This is a genomic window from Burkholderia sp. B21-005 (genome assembly GCF_020843965.1).
Taxonomy (GTDB): Bacteria; Pseudomonadota; Gammaproteobacteria; order Burkholderiales; family Burkholderiaceae; genus Burkholderia; species Burkholderia ambifaria.
The window spans coordinates 202,237-223,183 of sequence record NZ_CP086301.1 but is presented as its reverse complement, the minus strand read 5'-3'; the positions used below and the strand labels follow the sequence as shown (position 1 = coordinate 223,183).

Annotated in this window: 20 protein-coding genes and 1 riboswitch; of the genes, 3 read left to right on the top strand and 17 right to left on the bottom strand. The window is 67.8% G+C overall.

Features of this window, described 5'->3' with window-relative positions:
• The first annotated feature begins 23 nt into the window (after nt 1-23).
• Nucleotides 24-1,502 (top strand): amidase, encoded by a 1,479-nt coding sequence (locus tag LMA02_RS00965; RefSeq protein WP_228906479.1) that lies wholly within the window; start codon nt 24-26, stop codon nt 1,500-1,502.
• Between the two features lie 97 nt (nt 1,503-1,599).
• Here LMA02_RS00965 and metF read toward each other — a convergent pair whose 3' ends face one another.
• The 3 genes from metF to ahcY all read right to left on the bottom strand — a co-directional run bounded on the left by metF (nt 1,600) and on the right by ahcY (nt 4,382).
• Nucleotides 1,600-2,430: a methylenetetrahydrofolate reductase [NAD(P)H] gene (metF, locus tag LMA02_RS00960; protein ID WP_166726096.1), complete on the bottom strand. Its 831-nt coding sequence runs from the start codon at nt 2,428-2,430 to the stop codon at nt 1,600-1,602.
• 24 nt (nt 2,431-2,454) lie between these two features.
• Nucleotides 2,455-2,808, bottom strand: coding sequence for a phage holin family protein (locus LMA02_RS00955; RefSeq protein ID WP_006477367.1), 354 nt, complete (start codon nt 2,806-2,808; stop codon nt 2,455-2,457).
• A 155-nt stretch (nt 2,809-2,963) separates the two neighbouring features.
• Nucleotides 2,964-4,382, bottom strand: coding sequence for an adenosylhomocysteinase (ahcY, locus tag LMA02_RS00950; RefSeq protein ID WP_105786836.1), 1,419 nt, complete (start codon nt 4,380-4,382; stop codon nt 2,964-2,966).
• A gap of 34 nt (nt 4,383-4,416) precedes the next feature.
• Nucleotides 4,417-4,532: riboswitch (S-adenosyl-L-homocysteine riboswitch) on the bottom strand.
• A 227-nt stretch (nt 4,533-4,759) separates the two neighbouring features.
• Here ahcY and LMA02_RS00945 point away from each other — a divergent pair.
• Nucleotides 4,760-5,770: a DUF2515 family protein gene (locus tag LMA02_RS00945; RefSeq protein WP_228906477.1), complete on the top strand. Its 1,011-nt coding sequence runs from the start codon at nt 4,760-4,762 to the stop codon at nt 5,768-5,770.
• On the top strand, nt 5,770-6,396 hold the full coding sequence (locus tag LMA02_RS00940; RefSeq protein ID WP_228906474.1) for a flagellar biosynthesis sigma factor: 627 nt from the start codon (nt 5,770-5,772) through the stop codon (nt 6,394-6,396). The genes LMA02_RS00945 and LMA02_RS00940 overlap by 1 nt, the downstream gene beginning before the upstream one ends.
• Nucleotides 6,397-6,424: 28 nt before the next feature.
• Here LMA02_RS00940 and LMA02_RS00935 read toward each other — a convergent pair whose 3' ends face one another.
• From LMA02_RS00935 to LMA02_RS00870, 14 genes are all read right to left on the bottom strand, one after another.
• Complete coding sequence (locus LMA02_RS00935; protein WP_228906473.1) at nt 6,425-7,159, bottom strand: RNA polymerase sigma factor FliA; 735 nt, start codon at nt 7,157-7,159, stop codon at nt 6,425-6,427.
• A 14-nt stretch (nt 7,160-7,173) separates the two neighbouring features.
• On the bottom strand, nt 7,174-7,992 hold the full coding sequence (locus LMA02_RS00930) for a MinD/ParA family ATP-binding protein (protein WP_228906472.1): 819 nt from the start codon (nt 7,990-7,992) through the stop codon (nt 7,174-7,176).
• Entirely contained in the window at nt 7,985-9,742 is a 1,758-nt protein-coding gene (flhF, locus tag LMA02_RS00925; protein WP_228906471.1) for a flagellar biosynthesis protein FlhF, read from the bottom strand. The genes LMA02_RS00930 and flhF overlap by 8 nt, the downstream gene beginning before the upstream one ends.
• Complete coding sequence (flhA, locus tag LMA02_RS00920) at nt 9,739-11,841, bottom strand: flagellar biosynthesis protein FlhA (RefSeq protein WP_228906470.1); 2,103 nt, start codon at nt 11,839-11,841, stop codon at nt 9,739-9,741. Before flhA ends, flhF begins: the two co-directional genes overlap by 4 nt.
• Entirely contained in the window at nt 11,838-13,037 is a 1,200-nt protein-coding gene (flhB, locus tag LMA02_RS00915; protein ID WP_166726198.1) for a flagellar biosynthesis protein FlhB, read from the bottom strand. Before flhB ends, flhA begins: the two co-directional genes overlap by 4 nt.
• Nucleotides 13,038-13,484: 447 nt before the next feature.
• Nucleotides 13,485-13,865, bottom strand: coding sequence for a DUF805 domain-containing protein (locus LMA02_RS00910; RefSeq protein WP_228906469.1), 381 nt, complete (start codon nt 13,863-13,865; stop codon nt 13,485-13,487).
• Nucleotides 13,866-14,226: 361 nt separating this feature from the next.
• Entirely contained in the window at nt 14,227-14,724 is a 498-nt protein-coding gene (locus LMA02_RS00905; RefSeq protein ID WP_166726197.1) for a VOC family protein, read from the bottom strand.
• 169 nt (nt 14,725-14,893) lie between these two features.
• A complete protein-coding gene (locus LMA02_RS00900; RefSeq protein ID WP_228906468.1) occupies nt 14,894-16,138 on the bottom strand; it encodes a DUF3443 domain-containing protein in 1,245 nt (414 codons plus the stop codon).
• A gap of 16 nt (nt 16,139-16,154) precedes the next feature.
• On the bottom strand, nt 16,155-16,658 hold the full coding sequence (locus LMA02_RS00895) for a DUF2844 domain-containing protein (RefSeq protein WP_228906467.1): 504 nt from the start codon (nt 16,656-16,658) through the stop codon (nt 16,155-16,157).
• A 269-nt stretch (nt 16,659-16,927) separates the two neighbouring features.
• On the bottom strand, nt 16,928-17,659 hold the full coding sequence (cheZ, locus tag LMA02_RS00890) for a protein phosphatase CheZ (protein ID WP_228906465.1): 732 nt from the start codon (nt 17,657-17,659) through the stop codon (nt 16,928-16,930).
• Nucleotide 17,660: 1 nt separating this feature from the next.
• Nucleotides 17,661-18,056 carry a chemotaxis response regulator CheY gene (cheY, locus tag LMA02_RS00885; RefSeq protein ID WP_006754880.1) on the bottom strand — a complete coding sequence of 132 codons (396 nt, stop codon included), beginning with the start codon at nt 18,054-18,056 and terminating at the stop codon, nt 17,661-17,663.
• Nucleotides 18,057-18,123: 67 nt separating this feature from the next.
• Nucleotides 18,124-19,215: a protein-glutamate methylesterase/protein-glutamine glutaminase gene (locus LMA02_RS00880; protein ID WP_228906463.1), complete on the bottom strand. Its 1,092-nt coding sequence runs from the start codon at nt 19,213-19,215 to the stop codon at nt 18,124-18,126.
• Complete coding sequence (gene cheD / locus LMA02_RS00875; RefSeq protein WP_228906460.1) at nt 19,212-19,973, bottom strand: chemoreceptor glutamine deamidase CheD; 762 nt, start codon at nt 19,971-19,973, stop codon at nt 19,212-19,214. The genes LMA02_RS00880 and cheD overlap by 4 nt, the downstream gene beginning before the upstream one ends.
• Nucleotides 19,970-20,947 (bottom strand): CheR family methyltransferase, encoded by a 978-nt coding sequence (locus LMA02_RS00870; protein WP_228906458.1) that lies wholly within the window; start codon nt 20,945-20,947, stop codon nt 19,970-19,972. Before LMA02_RS00870 ends, cheD begins: the two co-directional genes overlap by 4 nt.

Genomic DNA, 20,947 nt, shown 5'->3' with positions numbered 1-20,947 from the left:
AGGTCACAACGGGGGTGACAGCGATGCACTCGGACTATCTCGCGCATGACGCGATCGGCCTCGCCGCGCTCGTACGCGAACGCAAGGCGAGCCCGCGCGAGCTGCTCGACGCCGCGATCGGTCAGGCCGAAGCGGTAAACGGCGCGGTCAACGCGATCGTGCTGCAGGACTACGAGGCCGCGCGCAAGCGGACGGAGTCGGCCGTCGGCGCCGGCACGGACGCGCCGTTCGCGGGCGTCCCGTATCTCGTCAAGGATCTCGGCGCGGCGGTCGCCGGCCTGCCGCTGTCGATGGGCAGCCGGCACTACCGCTACTTCGTTCCCGCCGACGATTCGCCGCTGATCGCGCGCAGCCGCGCGGCGGGGCTCAACGTGTTCGGCAAGACCAACACGTCGGAAATCGGCCAGATGCCGTACACCGAACCCGAACTGTTCGGCGCGTGCCGCAATCCGTGGAACCTCGATCACACGCCCGGCGGCTCGAGCGGCGGCGCGGCAGCCGCCGTCGCGGCCGGCATCGTGCCGCTCGCGCATGCGTCCGACGGCGGCGGCTCGATCCGGATCCCCGCGTCGTGCTGCGGGCTGTTCGGCCTGAAGCCGAGCCGCAACCCGATGCTGGTCGACCTGCCGTCGAACGGCGAGCTGGTGGTCCAGCACGCGGTGTCGCGCAGCGTGCGCGATAGCGCGCTGCTGCTCGACGTGACGACCGACCAGACGCTGCCGCCCGGCGCGCCCGGCACCTTTCTCGGCGCGCTCGACACGCCGCCCGGCCCGCTGCGGATCGGCCTCATCGCCGACCCGATGCTCGCCCCGGCGCTCGACGACGACACGCGCGCCGCGCTCGACGACGCAGCGGCGCTCGTCGAATCGCTCGGCCATCACGTCGAACCGGCGACGCTGCACATCGACTATGCGCGCGCGGCCGAGACCTTTCTCACGCTGTGGGCGACGATTGCCGAGGAGCTGGTGCTCGGCGCGCGCACGCTGACCGGACGCACGCCGAAGCGCGCCGAATTCGAACCGGCAACGTGGGCAATGGCCGTGGTCGGGCGGCGCGTCGCCCGCGCACGGCTGCCGGACGTGCTCGAATGGCAGCGCCAGCTCACCGTGCAGGTCGCGGGCCTCGTGTCGCGCTACGACGTGGTCCTGTGCGCGACGCTCGCGGGGCCGCCGGTCAAGATCGGCGCGTTGCAGCCGACGCCGCTCGAAGCCGCGCAGATGAAGCTGCTCGGCGCGCTGCCGGTGAAGCCGCTGCTGCGGGAAATGCTGGCGAAGTCGTCGGAGAAGGCGTTCGCGTGGGCCGGCTGCACCGAGCTGTTCAACCTGACGGGCCAGCCGGCGATGTCGGTGCCGCTCTACTGGAATGCGCGCGGGCTGCCGATCGGCGCGCAATTCGTCGCGCGCCACACCGACGATGCATTGCTGCTGAAGCTCGCACGTCAGCTCGAACAGGCGCGGCCGTGGTTCGACCGGCGCCCGCCGTTGATGCAGGCGCGGCGCTGACATAAGCACGATTGCCACCGCGCTCGGCCGGCGGCGAAAAAAAACCCCGCCGGTGTTGGCCGGCGGGGCTTTCTGGCATGCAACCGCGCGATGGCGCTTACAGGGCGAGCCGTTCGCAGATGGTCTGCGTCGCGGACGCCGCGTTCAGCGTATAGAAGTGCAGCCCCGGCACGCCCGCGTCGACCAGGCGCTGGCACAGGTTCGTGACGACGTCCGCGCCGAACGCACGGATCGCGTCGCGATCGTCACCGAAGCTCTCGAGCCGGCGCGCGACCCAGCGCGGCACTTCCGCGCCGCACATTTCCGAGAAGCGCATCAGTTGCGTGAAGTTCGTGATCGGCATGATGCCCGGCACGATCGGCACATCCACACCCAGCTTGCGCGCATCGTCGACGAAGCGGAAATACGCGTCGGCGTTGAAGAAGTACTGCGTGATCGCGGAATTCGCGCCGGCCTTCACCTTGCGCGCGAAATTCTCGAGATCGGCCTTCGGCGAGCGCGCTTGCGGGTGGTACTCCGGATAGCCGGCGACTTCGATGTGGAACCAGTCGCCATGCTCGGCGCGGATGAAGCTGACGAGTTCCGACGCATAGCGGAGCTCGCCGACCGCGCCCATCCCCGACGGCAGGTCGCCGCGCAGCGCGACGATGTGGCGGATGCCGTGCGAGCGGTACTGGTCGAGGATCGCGCGCAGGTCGGCGCGCGACGAGCCGATGCACGACAGGTGCGGCGCGGCTTCGAGGCCGTCCTTCTGCATGTCGAGCACGGTGTCGAGCGTGCCCTGCTGCGTCGAGCCGCCGGCGCCGAACGTCACGGAGACGAATTTCGGCTTCAGCGGCAGCAGCTGCGCACGCGTCGCGCGCAGCTTCTCGACGCCTTCCGCCGTCTTCGGCGGGAAGAATTCAAACGAGAGTTCGATCGGTTTCATGATTCGCAAGAGTGGGCCCGGCCGTCAGCCGATGTCGCGCTGCCCGAAGATCAGCGCGGACAGCAGCCACGACACGATGCTGTACAGGATCGAACCGAAGAACGCGGACCAGAAACCCGACACCTCGAACCCCTTGAGCAGCGACGACGCGAACCAGAAGCACAGCGCGTTCACGACGAGGATGAACACCCCGAGCGTGACGATCGTGACGGGCAGCGTCAGCAGGATCAGCACCGGACGGATCACCGTGTTGATCAGGCCGAGCACGACCGCGATGATCAGCGCGGTGCCGAAGCTCTTGATGTGGATCGACGGCACGAGGTACGTTATGATCAGCAGCGCGAGGGCGTTGATGACCCAGGTGAGGATGACGCTCATGGAGGGCTCCGGTTCGATTGTCGATCTGTACGGTCAGTGGCCGCCGCCGGCCGCCACGCGTGCCCGCGGGCACGGCGCGACGGCCGGCGATCCGGCACCATGCCGCGATGCCGCGCACGCCCGAAGCGGGACGCGCACGGCACGGCGGCGGCGCATCAGTAGCGGTAGTGGTTCGGCTTGAACGGGCCGTCCTTCTGCACGCCGATGTACGAAGCCTGCTCGTCCGACAGCACGGACAGGTTCGCGCCGATGCGCGCGAGGTGCAGGCGCGCCACCTTTTCATCGAGATGCTTCGGCAGCACGTACACCTTGTTCTCGTACTCGGCGCCGCGCACGAACAGCTCGATCTGCGCGAGCGTCTGGTTCGCGAACGAGTTCGACATCACGAACGACGGGTGGCCGGTCGCGCAGCCGAGGTTCACGAGGCGGCCTTCGGCCAGCAGGATCACGCGCTTGCCGTCCGGGAAGATGATGTGGTCGACCTGCGGCTTGATGTTTTCCCACTGGTACTGGCGGGTCGACGCGACGTCGATTTCCGAGTCGAAGTGGCCGATGTTGCAGACGATCGCGTTGTGGCGCATCGCCTTCATGTGATCGTGGTTGATCACGTGGTAGTTGCCGGTCGCCGTCACGAAGATGTCGGCCTTGTCGGCCGCGTATTCCATCGTCACGACGCGGTAGCCTTCCATCGCCGCCTGCAGCGCGCAGATCGGATCGATTTCCGTGATCCACACGGTGGCGCCCAGGCCGCGCAGCGACTGCGCGCAGCCCTTGCCCACGTCGCCGTAGCCCGCGACGACCGCGACCTTGCCCGCGATCATCACGTCGGTCGCGCGCTTGATGCCGTCGACGAGCGATTCACGGCAGCCGTACAGGTTGTCGAACTTCGACTTCGTGACCGAGTCGTTCACGTTGAACGCCGGGAACGGCAGGCGGCCGTCCTTTTCCATCTGGTACAGGCGGTGCACGCCGGTCGTGGTTTCTTCGGTCACGCCCTTGATGTGCGCGAGGCGCGTCGAGTACCAGGTCGGGTCGGCGTCGAGGTGCTTCGCGATCGACTTGTACAGCGCGACTTCTTCCTCGTTGGTCGGCTTCGCGATCACCGAACGATCCTTCTCGGCCTTCGAACCGAGGATCAGCAGCAGCGTTGCGTCGCCGCCGTCGTCCAGGATCATGTTCGCGAATTCGCCGTTCGGCCATTCGAAGATGCGGTGCGAGAACTCCCAGTATTCGTCGAGCGACTCGCCCTTGAACGCGAACACCGGCGTGCCGGCTTCGACGATCGCGGCAGCGGCGTGGTCCTGCGTCGAGAAGATGTTGCACGACGCCCAGCGGACATCGGCGCCGAGCGCCTTCAGCGTCTCGATCAGCACGCCGGTCTGGATCGTCATGTGCAGCGAGCCCGCGATGCGCGCGCCCTTCAGCGGCTGCTGCGCCTTGTATTCGTCGCGGATCTGCACGAGGCCGGGCATTTCGGTCTCGGCGATGTTCAGTTCCTTGCGGCCCCAGCCGGCAAGCGCCATGTCGGCGACGACGTAATCCTTGGAAGCTTGCGAATCGATAATGGCGTTCATCACGCCCTCCTTTCTAAAAAAGTTCTAGAAATTGGTGACGTGAGCGCCGTTCAGGAAGCGGGGCCGGCGCGAATCTCGCCGCACGGCTGCTTGGTGAAGCTCTCCGAGCCTGGCGGACGCAGAAGGTCCGTCGCAACGCTCCTCGGAAAACGGGAGGGATTGTAGCAAATCGCGACGAAAATTTCTTGTGTCGGACCGTTGAATGCCATACGCGGCGACGCGCTGCTCGAAGCGCGCCCTTTTATTGAGACGGGCGCGGCGCGGGCTGCGCTAGATTGACGCAGCGCGCGGCTCAGGGTCGCGGCATGAGCGCGACGCCGCAACGGCTGTCCTGGCGGCGCACGAGAAACCGCTGGACACAAGAACGAGTGAGAGAAATGTCGAAGTGCGACGATCGACGTTGCCCGATTTGCTACCCGAATTGGCGAGAGGAAGAGGCTGCGGCAAACCAGCGTGCGGAGGACGACCGACAGGATTGCGTGAACGGCTGGCGCCACTTCCAGAGACAGGCTGAAGCCATTGTCTCGGATGGCGACCCGATATCGATCAATCGGCGGATCAACGCAGCCTACGCGCAGCTCTGGCTCGACGATCGCCGGTTTCAATGGGCGGGGCTCGCCGCGTTTGCGTCGAAGCAGGTCGGATGCGGTCTGCTGAACGCAGCCGACATGATCGCCAGATCGAATCGTCAGCGCGATGCGTACCAGCGTTGGGAACGGGCCAGTTCCCCGCTGGAGCGCTTGTCGCCTTACGGGTCGCCGCGAATGCCGGTGCACGATCAAGCCTACGGGGAAGGTTCACGCAAGGCGTATGAAATGCTCGCCAAGGGAAACGCGGCGCTGTTTCTTGATATCTGGCCGCTGCACATGTTCTACAAGGAGTTCGGCTTGCAGCGATTCGAGCGCTGCCTGAAAGAACGGGAGCAGCTCAGGGGAACAGTTCGCTGGCCGATTGGCGACAGTGTTCGGTTTGCGGCCGTCAAGGATGAAATTCGAAGTGGATTCCGGGCAATCGACACGGGCACCCTGAGCGAGGGTGTCAGGTGGCTGGCTCGACATGAGCAACTGAACATTCTCCAGCCCGCCATGTACGACGATCCATACTTCGCGATATTGATGCGAGCCAATCAGTTTGCCTGGGCGCTCAACATTCCGTCAGCGTCGTCTCGAGAAATCCAGTTGACCCTTGCCAATCAATGCACGGTCAGTGGCGGGAATGCACAGCAGGAAGTGTTCAGCAAGCAACCGCTGGCAAACCTCGCCAATGCGGATCAGCGGATGGCGTTTGTGATGCGCGCTGCGCGTCGCTTCGACGATCTGCTGAGCGATCCAATTCAGCGTGTGCTTGTGGAGAATTCACTGCGTCTCATCGCGCAAGGGGGCCGTTGATGAAAAGCAGGAAAATTGGCTGGCGCTGGCGGATAGCAAGCGCCACGCTTGCGCTGGCTGTCTTGTGGGGGAGCTTCGTGGCGCTTCGCCCCGGTGATCAGGTTACCCTGACGATCGGCGAGCCGTATGAGCAGGTACGTCAGCAATCCCGCTCGACCTTGCCGATTGCGACGCAGGACAATTCGATCGACCTGCATGTCAAACGGCCAGCCGCCTTTCGGTTCAGCGACAGTCAGTATGGATTCGTGACGCCGGCAGCAAAGTTTCTGAGCCTCTACGCGGACGAGCGTGGAGCAGTCCGGGCAGTCACGTTGTCTCCGCAGACAAAGACCCTGCCGCTGGACGAGACGATAGCGATCCTGCTCGATTTACAGGACCAGTTGCGGCGTGCAGGCTGGCGTCAGATTTTCGCTGCGCAGCATCCGCCGATCAGCGACACCCGCGATATGAAAGCGCTCATGCGTGCCAATCTCGCACCGCAAACATTCTGGCTGGCTGGCGACAAGTACCAGGTATCGATCGACGTTCGCCGCTTCGTCCACCAAAACCGGCCGGACGACGAGCGCTATCTGATTACGTTGCAATTGAGCGGCCCGCCTCTGATGGAAGACCTGCCCGGCGGATGACGTGCCGCGCCGCCATCAGCCGGCATATTCAGCTCTCCGCGCCAACCCACGCCTGTTCGCGCAACCGCGCGCGCAGGCGCGCGACGGCTTGGCTGTGCAGCTGGCACACGCGCGACTCGCTGACCTCGAGCACCGCACCGATCTCGCGCAGGTTCAGCCCGCGCTCGTAGTACAGCGACATCAGCAGCTTCTCGCGCTCGGGCAGGCGGTCGATCGCTTCGACGAGCGCCTCGCGCAGGTGGTCGTCGAGCAGCGCCGACAGCGGATCGGCGTGATCGACGCGATAGCGGTCGAGGAACGGCTCGTCGTCGGCCGCGCGGTCGAAATCCTCGTAGTAGATGAGCTGGCTGCCGTGCAGGTCCTGCAGCATCCCCTGGTATTCGTCGAGCGGCATCTTCAGGTGCTGCGCGATCTCGGTCTCGCTCGCCGAGCGGCCGAGCTGCTGCTCGACCTGGTGCACCGCGTACTCGACCTCGCGCGACGTCTTGCGCAGGCTGCGCGGCAGCCAGTCGTTGCTGCGCAGCTCGTCGAGCATCGCACCGCGGATGCGCTGGGTCGCGTAGGTCTCGAACTGCGCGCCCTGATCTTCCTTGTAGCGGCCGGCCGCGTCCATCAGGCCGATCATGCCGGCCTGGATCAGGTCGTCGAGGTCGACGCTCGCCGGCATCTTCGCGACGAGCTGCAGCCCCAGGCGCCGCACGAGCGGCGCGTATTGCGCGAGCACGTCGGCCTGGGTCATCTTGCCTTGAGCGTTGTACATCATGGCTCTCTCCTTCCTCACGCGGCGTGAGCCGCACCCGCCTCGTAAGACGGCTTGCCGCCCGCATGCACGGCACGCCCCGCACCCGAACTCGGGCGCATCGGCCAGTACAGCAAATCGGCGGCAATCTGCCGGTAATCGCGCGCCGCGGCCGACGACGGGAACGCGTCGACCACGGTATGCATCAGATCGCGCGCATGCTCGGCGAGCGGATCGGCGCTCACGCAGCCGGCGTCGGCGATCGACACCGTCAGGTAGCGGCTCGCGACGCCCGCGAGGTTGTCGAATGCGGTCCTGGCGTCGGCGTGGCTGCCGACGTGATTGGTCAGCACGCGGAACTGCGCGACCGCGTGCGCGAAATGCAGCCGCTTCATGCACGCGTAGGCCTCGGTGATCGCCTGCGCGGCAACCCGCGTGACGATCAGCACGTCGTGCGCCTCGCGCGCGAGCGCGGAGAACGCGCCGTCCGCGCCGAGCTGCGCGTCGACCAGCACGATGTCGGCCTGGCCGTCGATGAAATCGCTCAGCTGCGTGTCGCTGTAGCCGTCGCGCGCGAGCCGCGCGGCCGCGCACAGGCCGAACCCGGCGGCGACGCGCGTGCGTTCGCCGTCGCGCAGCCACGCGCCCGCCAGCGTCGCCGAAGCCGAATGCACGTCGGCACGCTCGTCGACGACGAGCACGTCCTTGCCGAGCGCGGCCAACGCGGCCGCGACGTTCAAGACGGTGGTCGTGCAACCGACGCCCGCCGGCCCGCCCGTCACCGCGACGATGCGCGATGCGCGCCCGGCCAGCAGGCGCCGCAGCCCTTCTGCCTGGTCGATGATCCGTTTATCCAAATCGCACCTCGTGCAGATCGGCGGTGGAACGGGCGGTCAGTGCGGAAAGCAGCGTCGGCATGTCCTCGTCCTCGGGCACGAAGGGCGAACCGTCGCGCGGCACACAGAACGCGCTCTTCAGCAGGAATTTGGTCGACGCGACGTACAGGTTCTCCGGCACCTTCTGGCCGGTCGACACGTAGTGAATGGGCAGCTTGTAGCGGATCACGGTGTCGAGTACGCCGCCGAGGTGAGTCGCCTCGTCGAGCTTCGTCAGGATGCAGCCGGCGAGATCCGGATACTCGGCCGCGCTGCGGTAGGCCTGGACGACCTCGTTGAGCGTGTCGCCGTGGCTCGTCGCGTTGAGCAGCAGCAGGCGCTGCACCGGCGCGTTCGCGCCGTGCAGCATCGCGATCTGGTCGGACAGCGCGCGATCGCGCTGGCTCATGCCGATCGTGTCGATCAGCACGATGTGCTTGTTGCGCAGCTCGGACAGCGCAAGCTCGAGGTCGCCCGCATCCTTCACCGCGTGCACGGGCACGCCGAGGATCTTGCCGAAGATGCGCAGCTGCTCATGGCCGCCGATCCGGTAGCTGTCGGTGGTCAGCAGCGCGACCTTGCTCGCGCCGAAGCGCATCACGCAGCGCGCCGCGAGCTTTGCGGTGGTGGTCGTCTTGCCGACGCCGGTCGGCCCCATCAGCGCGAACACACCGCCGCGCTCCATCAGCGCGTCTTCGTTCTCGAGCACCGGCAGGTTCGCCGCGAGCACCGACTGCGCCCATTCGGCGGCCTGCTCGAAGGTCTGCGCGCCGTCGCCGGACGGCAGGTTGTCGACCATCATGCGCACCAGCTGCGCGGAGAAACCGGCCGAGAACAAGTGCTTGGTCAGCGCGCCGTGCACCGGGCTGCGGCGCTGGCGGTCATGCCACATCAGGCTGTCGAACTGCTCTTCCATCATCCCGCGCATCGCGCCGAGCTCGTGCATCACCGTGTCGTTGACGATGCTCTCGATGCGCGCCTTCACCGCGTCGGCTACCGCGGCGGCCGCGTCGACGGACAGGGGCGTGCGTTCGGCCGGCTTCGCGGCGCTCCTTTCGCTCGTTTCGCTCGCGCGGACGGCGGCGGCCGCGGACGGCATCCGGCGTTCGGCGTTGCGCACGATGTCGCGCGCCCAGCCGGCCGGCGTCGCGGACGCCGCGTCCTGCTGCATGCGGGCCGGCGCCGGTGCTTGCGGCGCGGCCGATGCCGCCTGCGCGCGGGCGATCAGCGCTTCGCGCTGCTGCGTCAGGCGCTTCGCGTGCTCGACGAGCCACGGCGCGGGTTCGGACGACGCTGCCGGTGCGCCGGCAGCGGGTGCAGGCGTAACCGATGACGGCGCCGCCGCGTCCGTTGCGTGTGAGTCAGCATCGAAGGCGGCCGGTTCCGTCGCTTCGGCGCTTGCGCCGAACACCGACGAGAACACGTCCGGCAGCCCGCCGTCGCCGGCTGCATACGGATTCACGGCCGGGCGCGCGAGCGCGGCGCCCGGGCGCGACACGATGCCCGGGACGGCCGCGGCCGGCACGGATTCCGGTGCGCGCGATGCGAGGCGCGGGCGGGCGGCGGCCGGCGGCGTGACCGCGGCGAGATCCGAGTCGGCGAGTGCGACGATTTCGACGCTGCCGTCATCGAGCGTGCGGTTCGACAGCACGACGGCGTCGGCGCCCAGGGCCTCTCGCACGAGGCGAAGCGCGTCGCGGCTGGTCGCGCCAGTGAATTTGCGAATGTTCAAGCGGAACCCCCGATGACGTTAACGACTTTGATCGTGCGTGTGTCCGGCACTTCGGCATACGACAGCACTTTCAGTTGCGGCAGGCTGCGGCGCAGGAAACGCGCGAGCATCGCGCGCAGCGCGTGCTGCACCAGCAGCACGGGCGGCAGCCCGAGATTCTGTTGACGCAGCATCGCCTGTTGCGTGCCGGTCAGAAGGTTGTGCGCGAGGCCGGGCTCGAGGCCCGGGTTCGCGCCGGTGGCGAGCGCCTGCGACAGCACGCGCTCGAGATTCGAATCGAGGCCCATCACCTGCATCTCGCCCGCGCCCGGATACCACTGCTGCGTGATCGCGCGGCCGAGCGACAGCCGCACCGCGGCGGTGATCTCGTACGCGTCGCCGCGGCCGGCGTGTTCGGACACGGCCTCGAGGATCGTGCGCATGTCGCGGATCGGCACGCCTTCCTCGAGCAGGTTCTGCAGCACTTTCTGCAGGGTCGTCAGCGAGATCGTCTTCGGCACGAGGTCCTCGACGAGCGACGGCGCATCCTTGCCGGTGCGCTCGACGAGCGCCTGCACTTCCTGGCGGCCGAGCAGTTCGGCCGCGTGCTGGACGACCAGATGGTTCAGGTGCGTCGCGACGACCGTGCTCGCATCGACGACCGTGTAGCCGTACACCTGCGCCTGCTCGCGCATCGCGACGTCGATCCACACGGCCGGCAGCCCGAACGCCGGGTCCTGCGTCGCGGCGCCCGGCAGCGCGGCCGTCACCTGGCCCGGGTTGATCGCGAGCCACTGGCCCGGGAACACTTCGCCCGCGCCGATCTCCACGCCCTTCAGCGCGATCCGGTATGCGTTCGGCCGCAGCTCGAGGTTGTCGCGGATATGGATCACCGGCGGCAGGAAGCCGATTTCCTGCGCGAATTTCTTGCGGATGCTCTTGATGCGCTTGAGCAGTTCGCCGTCGCTGTTCTTGTCGACGAGCGGAATCAGCCGGTAGCCGACTTCGAGGCCGAGCGGGTCGATCAGCTGCACGTCGCCCCAGGTCGCCTCGTGGCTGTCGCCCGGCAACGCGGCGGGCGGCGCGACCTCGGTCACGTCGCCGGCGGCCAGGCGGGCCGCCGCGCGGCGGCTCTGCGTGCGGGCCAGCCAGATCGCGCCGGCGCCGAGCGCGAGGAACGCGAAGTGCGGCATGCCGGGGATCAGCCCCATCAGCACGATGATCGCGCCGGTGATGTTCAGCACGCGCGGGTTCGTGAACAGCTGGCCGGTGATCTGCGTGCCGATGTCCTCGTCGGTCGCCACGCGCGATACGATCACGCCGGCCGCCGTCGAGATCACGAGCGACGGGATCTGCGCGACGAGGCCGTCGCCGATCGTCAGCAGCGTGTAGTTGGTGCCGGCCGCCGCGAAGCTCATGTCGTGCTGCACCATCCCGACGATCAGCCCGCCGATCACGTTGATCGCCATGATGATCAGGCCCGCGATCGCGTCGCCGCGCACGAACTTCGACGCGCCGTCCATCGACCCGTAGAACTCGGCTTCCTGCGACACGGCCAGGCGGCGCTTGCGGGCCTGCTCTTCGTTGATGAGGCCCGCGTTCAGGTCGGCGTCGATCGCCATCTGCTTGCCGGGCATCGCGTCGAGCGTGAAGCGCGCGGACACTTCGGCGATCCGCCCCGCGCCCTTCGTGATCACCATGAAGTTGATGATCATCAGGATCACGAACACGACGATGCCGACCGCGAAGTTGCCGCCGACGAGGAAGTGGCCGAACGCCTCGATCACCTGGCCCGCCGCGTCGGGGCCGGTGTGGCCCTCGAGCAGCACGACGCGCGTCGACGCAACGTTCAGCGACAGGCGCAACAGCGTCGAGAACAGCAGCACGCTCGGGAACGCCGCGAAGTCGAGCGGCTTCATCGTGTACATGCTGACGAGCAGCACCATCACCGACAGCGCGATGTTGAAGGTGAACAGCAGATCCAGCAGCAGCGGCGGCAGCGGCAGGATCATCATCCCCAGGATCATGCAGATGAGGACGGGGCCCGCGAGCCCGCGCAGGTTGGTGCCCGCGAACGGGTTCGTGCGTTTGGCGAACAGGCCGGTGGTCGGGGTGCTCATGCTGCGTTCCCTTGCTGGCCGAGCGTGTCCTCGGCTTCTTCACGCGCGTCGTCGGCCGATACCGACGTCCCCTTGTCGAGGTCGGCCGGCACCTCGAGATCGACCGGCGCGGCCGGGAAGGCGCCGCCTTCCGAGCGGAAGCGCCGCAGCTGGTAAACCCACGCGAGCACCTCGGCGACGGCCGAGTACAGCGAGCCGGGAATCTCGCGTTCGATTTCGACGTTGTGATACAGCGCACGCGCGAGCGGCGGCGCTTCGAGCAGCGGCACGTTGTGCTCGGCGGCGAGTTCGCGGATGCGCGCGGCGACGAGGTTCACGCCCTTCGCGACGACCTTCGGCGCGCGCATCTCGCCGTCCGTGTATTGCAGCGCGACGGCGAAGTGCGTCGGGTTCGTGACGACCACGTCGGCCTTCGGCACGGCGGCCATCATCCGGCGCCGCGCGATCGCGCGCTGCTGCTGGCGGATGCGGCCCTTCACGTGCGGATCGCCCTCGTTCTCGCGATGCTCGCGCTTCACTTCTTCCTTCGTCATGCGCAACTTCTTGTTGTACTGCCAGATTTGGTAAGGCACATCGAGCGCGGCGACCACCAGCATCCCGGCGACCGTCGCGCCGCAGCACACGGCGACCAGATGCATCGCATCGGCGAGCGCCGAGCCGAGCGGCTGGGTCGCGAGACCGAGCAGCTCGTCCTTGCTGCGCCAGATCGCGATGCCGCCGATCCCACCCACGACCAGCGTCTTCGCGAGCGACATCAAGAGCTGGATCGGCCCCTGGATCGAGAAGATGCGGCCGAGGCCCGAGATCGGGTTCAGGCGGTCGAACTTCAGCTCGAAGGTCTTCTGCGAGATCAGCCAGCCGCCGAGCGCCATCGGCGCGAGCAGCGCGGCAAGGCCGGTGAGCGCGAGGATCGGCAGCAGCGCGGCGAGCCCTTCGATGCTCGCGCTGCCGGCCGCCGACAGCATCCGGTGCGTGTCGAACGCGGTGGCGCGGTCGAACGCGAACGCGCCGCGCAGCATGGCCTGGAGATGGGCGCCCGACGGACCCGCGAGCAGCCACGCGCCGTAGAACCCGGCCGCGAGCAGCGCGAACGAAGCCAGCTCGCGCGAACGCGCGACCTGCCCCTCCTCGCGCGCCTTTTCGCGGCGTCTCGGAGTGGCGGCTTCGGTTCTGTCGAGATCGCTCTCGTCTGCCACGGGGCCTCCAGTCGGGTACGGCGAAATGCCGCTTTCCAGTGACACCGATTATTCATGCGCACGTCAAACGCCGATCGGTCGAGCAAAGCCGGGAAAGGGGGGTATTTCGGGGAATCGGGCAAGCCGGTGCGGCGAGAGGCGGCGGGTGGGTGCGGCGGGCGGAAGACCGTGCGGAAACGCGTGCGCGAGCGGGTGTGGTGAAGCGGAGGAGGCGGTGAGGTGGTGAGGTGGTGAGGTGGTGAGGTGGTGAGGTGGTGAGGTGGTGAGGTGGTGAGGTGGTGAGGTGGTGAGGTGGTGAGGTGGTGAGGTGGTGAGGTGGTGAGGTGGTGAGGTGGTGAGGTGGTGAGGTGGTGAGGTGGTGAGGCGGGAAAGCGGTGAATCGAGGCAGCCGCGAAGCGATCATCGGCCCGCCCCGACGCGACGGCCGCGCGTCGGGGCGGCCGGCGCTCAGATCGCCGGGATCGGATCCGTGCCGAAGCGGTTCGGGCCGTTCGTGCCGCGCGAGCACATCCACACGAGCAGCAGGATCCCGCCGATGAGCGGAATGCACGCGATCAGCAGGAACCAGCCGGAGCGGCCGGTATCGTGCAGGCGCCGGACGGTGACCGCGAGGCTCGGCAGCACCAGCGCGAGCGACACGACCAGCGCGACGATCGCCAGCAGCAGCGGAATCGCGCCGCTTTCGCGGCCGGCGGCGGCGAGCAGCTGGACGGCGATCGACACGACGCCGGTGAGCAGCGCGAAATACCAGTACTCGGCGCGACGTGCGCGGCCTTCGAATTTCGCATACTGATTGAATACGGAACGAACGGCTTCGGTGAAATTCATCTTATTGCCCTCCTGTTTTAAATCGACGACCCCGGAAACAACGCGGGCATTATAAGTTTGAATTTCCACACATCGCATCTCTTTTCGCGTGCCGCTCGCCGTCGTGGCGTCTTCGCCGCGCCAGAGCGGTCACAGCGACGGTGCGCCGTATCACCGAGTGCATGTCACGCCATTTTTATAATCGCAACGCCCCGACAAAAATATCATCCGGATAATCCATGAATTGATTACACCAGGATGAAACGGATCACGATCGATAATCAAAACAATCGGTTGGCGATCGATTTACCGGCCGGCCGGGAATAGCTTCGGGGCGTCGCATGCCCGCGTCGACAATACCGCCTCCCGGCCGACATCGGCGCTAGCCGGCCGCCGCCTGCTGCAGCGCATCGAGATCGAGCTTCTTCATCTTCATCACCTGCGCCATCACGCGTTCGGCGCGTGCCGGGTCGCCCGCCATCAGCTCGGACATCTGCACGGGCACCACCTGCCACGACACGCCGAAGCGGTCGCGCAGCCAGCCGCACTGCTGCGCGCGCTCGTCGCCGCCTTCGGAGAGGGCGGCCCAGTAGCGGTCGATCTCGCGCTGGTCGCGGCAATTGACGACGAACGACACGGCCGGCGTGAGCGGAAATGCCGGGCCGCCGTTGAGCGCGAGAAACGCCTGCCCGTCCAGTTCGAACGACACCGTCATCACCGCGCCCTCGGCCTGGCCCGACGCTTGCGCGCCGGATTTGCCGTAGCGGGCGACGTGCAGGATGCGCGCGTCGTCGAACACCGACACGTAGAAGCGGGCGGCCGCCTCGGCGTCCTGGTCGAACCACAGAAACGGCGTGATGCGTTGAATGCGCTGACTCATGGCGCTGTCTCCTCGATGTCGTGCCGGCACCGGTGCCGGTCTTATATCGTAGGCGCTGTGTCGGCGCGGCGCGGCCGCCCGGTACGTAGTCCGCCTGCAGCCCGCCGCCGGCGGGATAAAAAAAGGGGGCGATCGCTCGCCCCCTCTTGCTGCTGCCGTTCGTGCGCGCTCAGAACGCGACGTAAGGCTGCGCGCCGCCGCTCGACGTCTTGTCCATCCCGAAGTAGATCGTCTTGCCGTAGAAGTGCGGCATGCCGATATCGAGCCAGCCGGCCGCGCCGAACGGGCCGGCGATGTCGTTGAACGCGAACGTCGACGCGTTCGCGAACAGCGAATCGGCGTTCGCGACGGGCATCGACACGCCGCCCGACGTACCGTTCTTGCCGGTCAGCGTCGCCGTATAGGTGGTCGACGACGACGGGCAGTAGAACTGCGTATTGGTCGTGCAGGATTTCTGCGCCGAATCGTTGAAGAAGTACGCGTTCGAGCCCGTATCGAAGAACGCGGTCACGCTGCTGCCGAGGAACGTCGCGCTCACGTCGCCCGTCGTCGACGACGTCAACACCGTCGACGCCCCGAGCGCGTTGTTGCTCTGCGTGCCGATCCCGAACGTCAGCAGGCCCGTCGCGCTGCCCTGCCCGTTGTTCGAGATGCTCGGCATCTGCACGATCACGCCGTTGTTGTCGGTCGCGAAGCGATGGACCGGGTTGGCCACCTGCTGCGCCACCGGCACCGGCGTCACCGCGCAGCTCGCATTGCCGTTCGGGCACGCGTAGTAGTTGTTGAACGTCGCCGACGTCGACGTCGCGCAGTTGGTGCCGCAATCGACCGGCGCCGGCCCGATGCCGAGGATGCCGTTCGCGCCGAGGTCGTTCGCCGTGTTGGCCGACGCGCCGCCGTTCGTGCACGAGCTCGGTACGTTGCTCGTGCCGAGGTCGCCGATGATCTGCACCGGCAGCGAACCCGCCTGCTCGGAGCCGATCGTCAGGTCGACGGTACGCACCGTGCCCCAGGTGTAGCTCGACACGAACTTCCCGCATTCGGCGACCGGCGCGCCGCCGCTCGTCACCTGCGGCAGCTTGTTCAACACGCCCGACACGGCGCTGCCGACCAGCCGCAGCCCGTACGACGCGGTGTCGACGAGCACGTTGTTGACCACCTGGCAGTTCGACGTGCCCGGCGCGCAGATCTTCACGTTGACGGTCGGGATGTTGATCACGTGCGCGACGCCGGTGCCGACCGTGATCACGGCCGTGTTCGCGGTGTTGCCGTCCGATACGTTGCCGCCACCATTGCCGCCGCCGCTACCGCCGTTGTTGTCGTCGCCGCCGCCGCATGCGGTCACGAGCATGGCCGTGGCAGCCGCCAGGCTCAGCAGGCCGACCCAGCGCTTGAAGGTACGAGGAATTCTCAAGATCGCTCTCCCGCTGTCACTGGATATCGGTGCCGGACAGGCCGGCAGGCAGCGCCGCCGGCAGCCACGCCTGGCCCGCGAAGGCGCCCATGTGGCCGCCCGTGCGGATCACGAGCCCGGTTGTATCGACGGACACGGGCGCGCGCCAGCCGCGCGCCGCGTGCGCGGCCTGGACGCCGGCGGTGTACTGCGGGAAATAGCTGCCGAGCAGCGACGCGAGGTCCGGCATGCTCGGCCCGCGCCAGGCAAGGCCGAACACGGTGCCCGCGGCGGTCGTGTATTCGTGGATGACGGTGCCCGATCCGAGCGTGATCTCGCGGACGGTGTAGGCGGCCGTGCTCGCCTGCGCGCCGTCGGCCGAGCGCATCGCGCGCTGCATCGCGCGCACGGTGGCGGCGTGATCGTCCGCCGGCGGCGACATCGGTGCACCGCCCAGTTCGGCGTGTGCGTGGACGCTCCACAGCACACCCATTGCAGCCGCCACATGCGTGGCGGCCCAGCCCAAGCGTTTCAGCTTCACGTTCCCCCCCAAAGGGACTGGCTTCGTTGCCGGCGGGCCCCCATCAGGCTCGGCGCCACCGGCCAACATGTGAAAGTCGTAAGAATGACGCGTCGTTACTGCTGACGCGTAGTATGCCTGCGGAGTGTGTCGGAGTGTCAAATCGTCGCGGCACGACGTGCGCAACGGCCCGCTTCCGGCCGGTGGGGGGAAACCGGCGAAGGCCATGCGCGTCGGGCCGCTCCGAGACATGGGAGCGGCGCCGATGCCATGAGAAGCCGCGGGCAGCCTCAGAAGCCGAGGCTTGCGAGCAGGTCGTCGACCTGCGCCTGATCCTGCACGACGTCGGACTTGCCTTCCGGCGCGATCTGCGGCCCGTTCAGCAGCGACTCGGGGCTGCCGGTCGAGCTGATCTGCTCGGCCGCGAGCGCGGCGGCGGTCGCCGCGAACTGCTCGCGCCGCTCGGGCGCGATGTTCTCGACGAGCACGGTGAGCAGTTGCTGCTCGATCAGGTAGACCATGTCCATGATCTTCTTGATCACCTGCCCGGTCAGGTCCTGGAAATCCTGCGCGAGCATGATCTCGAGCAGCTGCGCGCTGGTCGCCGACGTCGCGTCGGGCAGCGCGTGCAGGAACGTGCGCGTGTCGTCCATCAGCTCGCGCACTTCCGCGTGCTCGATCGGCGCCGCGTACCACTGCGTCCAGCGCGCGTCGAGCGCCTCGGCCTCGTTCTGGATGCGCTCCTGCACCGGCTTCGCGATCTCGATCGCGTTCAGCACGCGCTCGGCCGCCTGCTCGGTCATCGTCGCGACGTAGCGCAGCCGGTCGCGCGCATCGGGCACGGCTTCCGCCGCGCGCTCGACGTGCTTGTCGAGCCCCAGTTCGCGCATCGAGTCGCGCAGCGCGCGCGTGACCTGGCCGATGCGCGCGAGGATCCGGTCGCTCGCGAAATCGGCGCCTTCGGCGTGGCTGTCGGCACTGAAGCCCGTGCCGGCGAGCGCCGCATGGATCGGCTCGTTCACGTCAGCTCCCGGCCTTCGCCATCTTGTCGATGATCTTGTTCAGCTTCTCGTCGAGCGTCGCGGCCGTGAACGGCTTCACGACATAGCCACTCGCGCCCGCCTGCGCCGCCGCGATGATGTTCTCCTTCTTCGACTCGGCCGTGACCATCAGCACCGGCAGGTGCGTGAGCGTCGCGTCCGCGCGGATTTCCTTCAGCATCGCGAGGCCGTCGAGGTTCGGCATGTTCCAGTCGGAGATCACGAAGTCGAAGCCGCCGCCGCGCAGCCGCGCGAGGCCGGCCGCGCCGTCCTCGGCTTCGTCGACGTTCGTATAGCCCAGTTCCTTGAGCAGGTTGCGGACGATCCGGCGCATCGTCGGGAAATCGTCCACCACCAGGATTTTCATGCTCTTGTCCATCGTCGTTCCTTTGCAGATTCGTTACCGTCGGGGCCCGCAGCATCGCACGTGCCCCGTGACATTTGATTCAGACGCGCTGCACGCGATCGCCCATCGTCGCCAGGCGCGCCATCACGCGCCGGCTCATCTCGGCAAGCGAGACGACCTCGTCCGCGCCACCGAGCGCGATCGCCTCGCGCGGCATCCCGAACACGATGCAACTCGCCTCGTCCTGCGCAAACGTGTGGGCGCCCGCGCGCTTCATGTCCAGCAGGCCGGACGCGCCGTCGCGGCCCATCCCCGTGAGGATCACGCCGATCGCGTTCTTGCCCGCATGCTGCGCCGCCGAGCGGAACAGCACGTCGACCGACGGCCGGTGGCGGTTCACCGGCGGCTCGTCGGACAGCTGCGCGATGTAGTTCGCGCCGCTGCGCGCGAGCAGCAGGTGCGCATGGCCCGGCGCGATATACGCATGGCCCGGCAGCACGCGTTCGCCGTGCTCGGCTTCCTTCACCGCGATCCGGCACAGGCCGTTCAGCCGCTGCGCGAACGACTTGGTGAAGCCGGGCGGCATGTGCTGCGCGATCAGCACCGCCGGCGCATCCGGCGGCAGCGGCGTCAGCACCTCGCGGATCGCCTCGGTGCCGCCCGTCGACGCGCCGATGATGATCAGCTTCTCGGTACTGACGAGCGGGTTGTTGATCATCGGCGCGGCCGGCTGGCCGCTCGCCGTGGGCGCGGCGGCCTGCGGCTGCGGCGTCTGCCGCACGCGGGCGCGCGATGCCGCGCGGATCTTGTCCGCGAGCTTTTCCGCGTAGTCGAGCATGCCGTCGCGAATCCCGACGCGCGGCTTCGTGACGAAATCCACCGCGCCGAGTTCGAGCGCGCGCAGCGTGATCTCGGAGCCGCGCTCGGTCAGCGACGACACCATCACGACCGGCATCGGCCGCAGGCGCATCAGCTTCTCGAGGAAGTCGAGCCCGTCCATGCGCGGCATTTCGACGTCCAGCGTCAGGACGTCCGGGTTGTGCTGCTTGATGAGATCGCGCGCGACGAGCGGATCGGGCGCGGTCGCGCACACCGTCATGTCGGGCTGGCTGTTGATGATCTCCGTCATCAGGCTGCGGATCAGCGCCGAATCGTCGACGCACAACACTTTGATCTTCTGCACTGCGGTCATGCCTCCTGCTTTCTCGAAAGGTTGGCCGCGGTCGGGCTGCCGGCGTACGTGCCGCCGGTCTTCGTGTTCGTCGTCTGCGCGCCGCCGGCGCCGCGTGCGCCGAACAGCTCGATGCGCGGGCGCGCCGGCGGCGGCGCGGCCGGCCGCTTCGCCGCGAACAGCTCGACGTGCGCGCGCTGCCGGCCGGCCCGCACGCGGTCGGCCTCGCGCGCCAGCGCGGCTTCGCGCTCGGTCACACCCGGCACCTGCAGCCGCAGCTTCTTCACCATCGCGCGCCCGGTGCGCGGCATGAACGCGACCTTGCGCGGGTGCACGCCCTGCAGATCCTCCGCGGTGATGCGGATGCGTTCGAGCGCGAGATAGCGGCGCACGAAATCCGCGTTGCGATCGCCGATGTTGATCGTCGTCATCCCGGCCAGCACGGCCGCGCCGCCGAACACCTTCGCCTCGATGCGCTCGCGGCGCCCGCCGGCCTTGATCAGTTCGTTGATCAGCACTTCCATCGCGTACGCGCCGTAGCGCATCGAATCCGACGCGGCCGCGCCGGCATCGGCGCCGTCGTCGGGCAACATGAAGTGATTCATCCCGCCGATGCCCGCGAGCGGGTCGTGCAGGCACGCGGCGACGCACGAGCCGAGCACGGTCATCAGCACCATGTCCTCGGACGTCGTGTAGAACTCGTTCGGCAGCAACTTCACGCCCGGGCGTTCGAAGTGATTGTCGAAGTAGCGATTGGTCGCGATCGGCAGGCCGCTCATCCGCGTTCTCCGTAAGCGAGCGCGGCACGTGCGGGGGTGCGCGGCGGCGCGGCGGCGGCCGGCGCCGCGCCGCGCGGGCGCGAGCCTTGCGCGGCATCGCGCGTCAGTTCGTACACCGTCTGCCCGCGCAGCCGGAACGCCTGCGTGACGTACGTGAAATTCTCCGAATGCCCGGCGAACAGCAGCCCGCCCGGCTTCACGAGCGGATCGAAGCGCGACAGCACCTGCCCTTGCGTCGGCTTGTCGAAATAGATCATCACGTTGCGGCAGAAGATCGCGTCGAACGGCTTCGCGATCCCGTAGTCGGCATCGGTCAGGTTCAGCTGCTCGAAGCGGATCATCGCGCGCAGTTCCGGGCGCACCTTCACGCGGCCGGCCTGCGCGCCGGTGCCCTTCAGGAAGAAGCGCTTGAGCCGCTCCGGGCTCAGGTGCTTGACCTGGTCGTATGTATAGATGCCGGCCTCGGCCTTCGCGAGCACCTGCGTGTCGAGGTCGGTCGCGAGGATCGATGCGCCGCGCGCGGCCGACTCGCCGAGCGCCTCGATCAGCGTGATCGCGATCGAGTAAGGCTCCTCGCCGGTCGACGCCGCCGAACACCACACCGACACGGGCGCCGCACGCCCCTTCACGAAGTCGGCCAGGATCGGGAAATGGTGCGACTCGCGGAAGAACGCGGTCAGGTTCGTCGTCAGCGCGTTGGTGAACGCCTCCCACTCGAGCGGATCGTCCTCCTGCTCGAGCAGGTCGAGATAGTCGCGGAACGTGTCGAGGCCGCGTGCGCGCAGCCGGCGTGCCAGCCGGCTGTACGCCATGTCGCGCTTGTGCTCGGACAGCGAGATGCCTGCGCGTTGATGGATCAGCGCGCGGATGCGTGCGAAATCCGCGCCGGTAAACGCGAAGTCGCGCCCCGGCTCGCCCGCGCGGGGCGAGGTATCCGGTGCATCGGGTCGAAACGGTGCGCGCGCGGACGGCAT

What these genes read in the sequence shown, in the direction of transcription:
- LMA02_RS00965 (WP_228906479.1), top strand. Translation starts at nt 24, where the DNA reads ATGCACTCGGACTATCTCGCGCATGACGCGATCGGCCTCGCCGCGCTC.
- metF (WP_166726096.1), bottom strand. Translation starts at nt 2,430, where the DNA reads ATGAAACCGATCGAACTCTCGTTTGAATTCTTCCCGCCGAAGACGGCG.
- LMA02_RS00955 (WP_006477367.1), bottom strand. Translation starts at nt 2,808, where the DNA reads ATGAGCGTCATCCTCACCTGGGTCATCAACGCCCTCGCGCTGCTGATC.
- ahcY (WP_105786836.1), bottom strand. Translation starts at nt 4,382, where the DNA reads ATGAACGCCATTATCGATTCGCAAGCTTCCAAGGATTACGTCGTCGCC.
- LMA02_RS00945 (WP_228906477.1), top strand. Translation starts at nt 4,760, where the DNA reads ATGTCGAAGTGCGACGATCGACGTTGCCCGATTTGCTACCCGAATTGG.
- LMA02_RS00940 (WP_228906474.1), top strand. Translation starts at nt 5,770, where the DNA reads ATGAAAAGCAGGAAAATTGGCTGGCGCTGGCGGATAGCAAGCGCCACG.
- LMA02_RS00935 (WP_228906473.1), bottom strand. Translation starts at nt 7,159, where the DNA reads ATGATGTACAACGCTCAAGGCAAGATGACCCAGGCCGACGTGCTCGCG.
- flhA (WP_228906470.1), bottom strand. Translation starts at nt 11,841, where the DNA reads ATGAGCACCCCGACCACCGGCCTGTTCGCCAAACGCACGAACCCGTTC.
- LMA02_RS00910 (WP_228906469.1), bottom strand. Translation starts at nt 13,865, where the DNA reads ATGAATTTCACCGAAGCCGTTCGTTCCGTATTCAATCAGTATGCGAAA.
- LMA02_RS00905 (WP_166726197.1), bottom strand. Translation starts at nt 14,724, where the DNA reads ATGAGTCAGCGCATTCAACGCATCACGCCGTTTCTGTGGTTCGACCAG.
- cheY (WP_006754880.1), bottom strand. Translation starts at nt 18,056, where the DNA reads ATGGACAAGAGCATGAAAATCCTGGTGGTGGACGATTTCCCGACGATG.
- LMA02_RS00880 (WP_228906463.1), bottom strand. Translation starts at nt 19,215, where the DNA reads ATGACCGCAGTGCAGAAGATCAAAGTGTTGTGCGTCGACGATTCGGCG.
- cheD (WP_228906460.1), bottom strand. Translation starts at nt 19,973, where the DNA reads ATGAGCGGCCTGCCGATCGCGACCAATCGCTACTTCGACAATCACTTC.
- LMA02_RS00870 (WP_228906458.1), bottom strand. Translation starts at nt 20,947, where the DNA reads ATGCCGTCCGCGCGCGCACCGTTTCGACCCGATGCACCGGATACCTCG.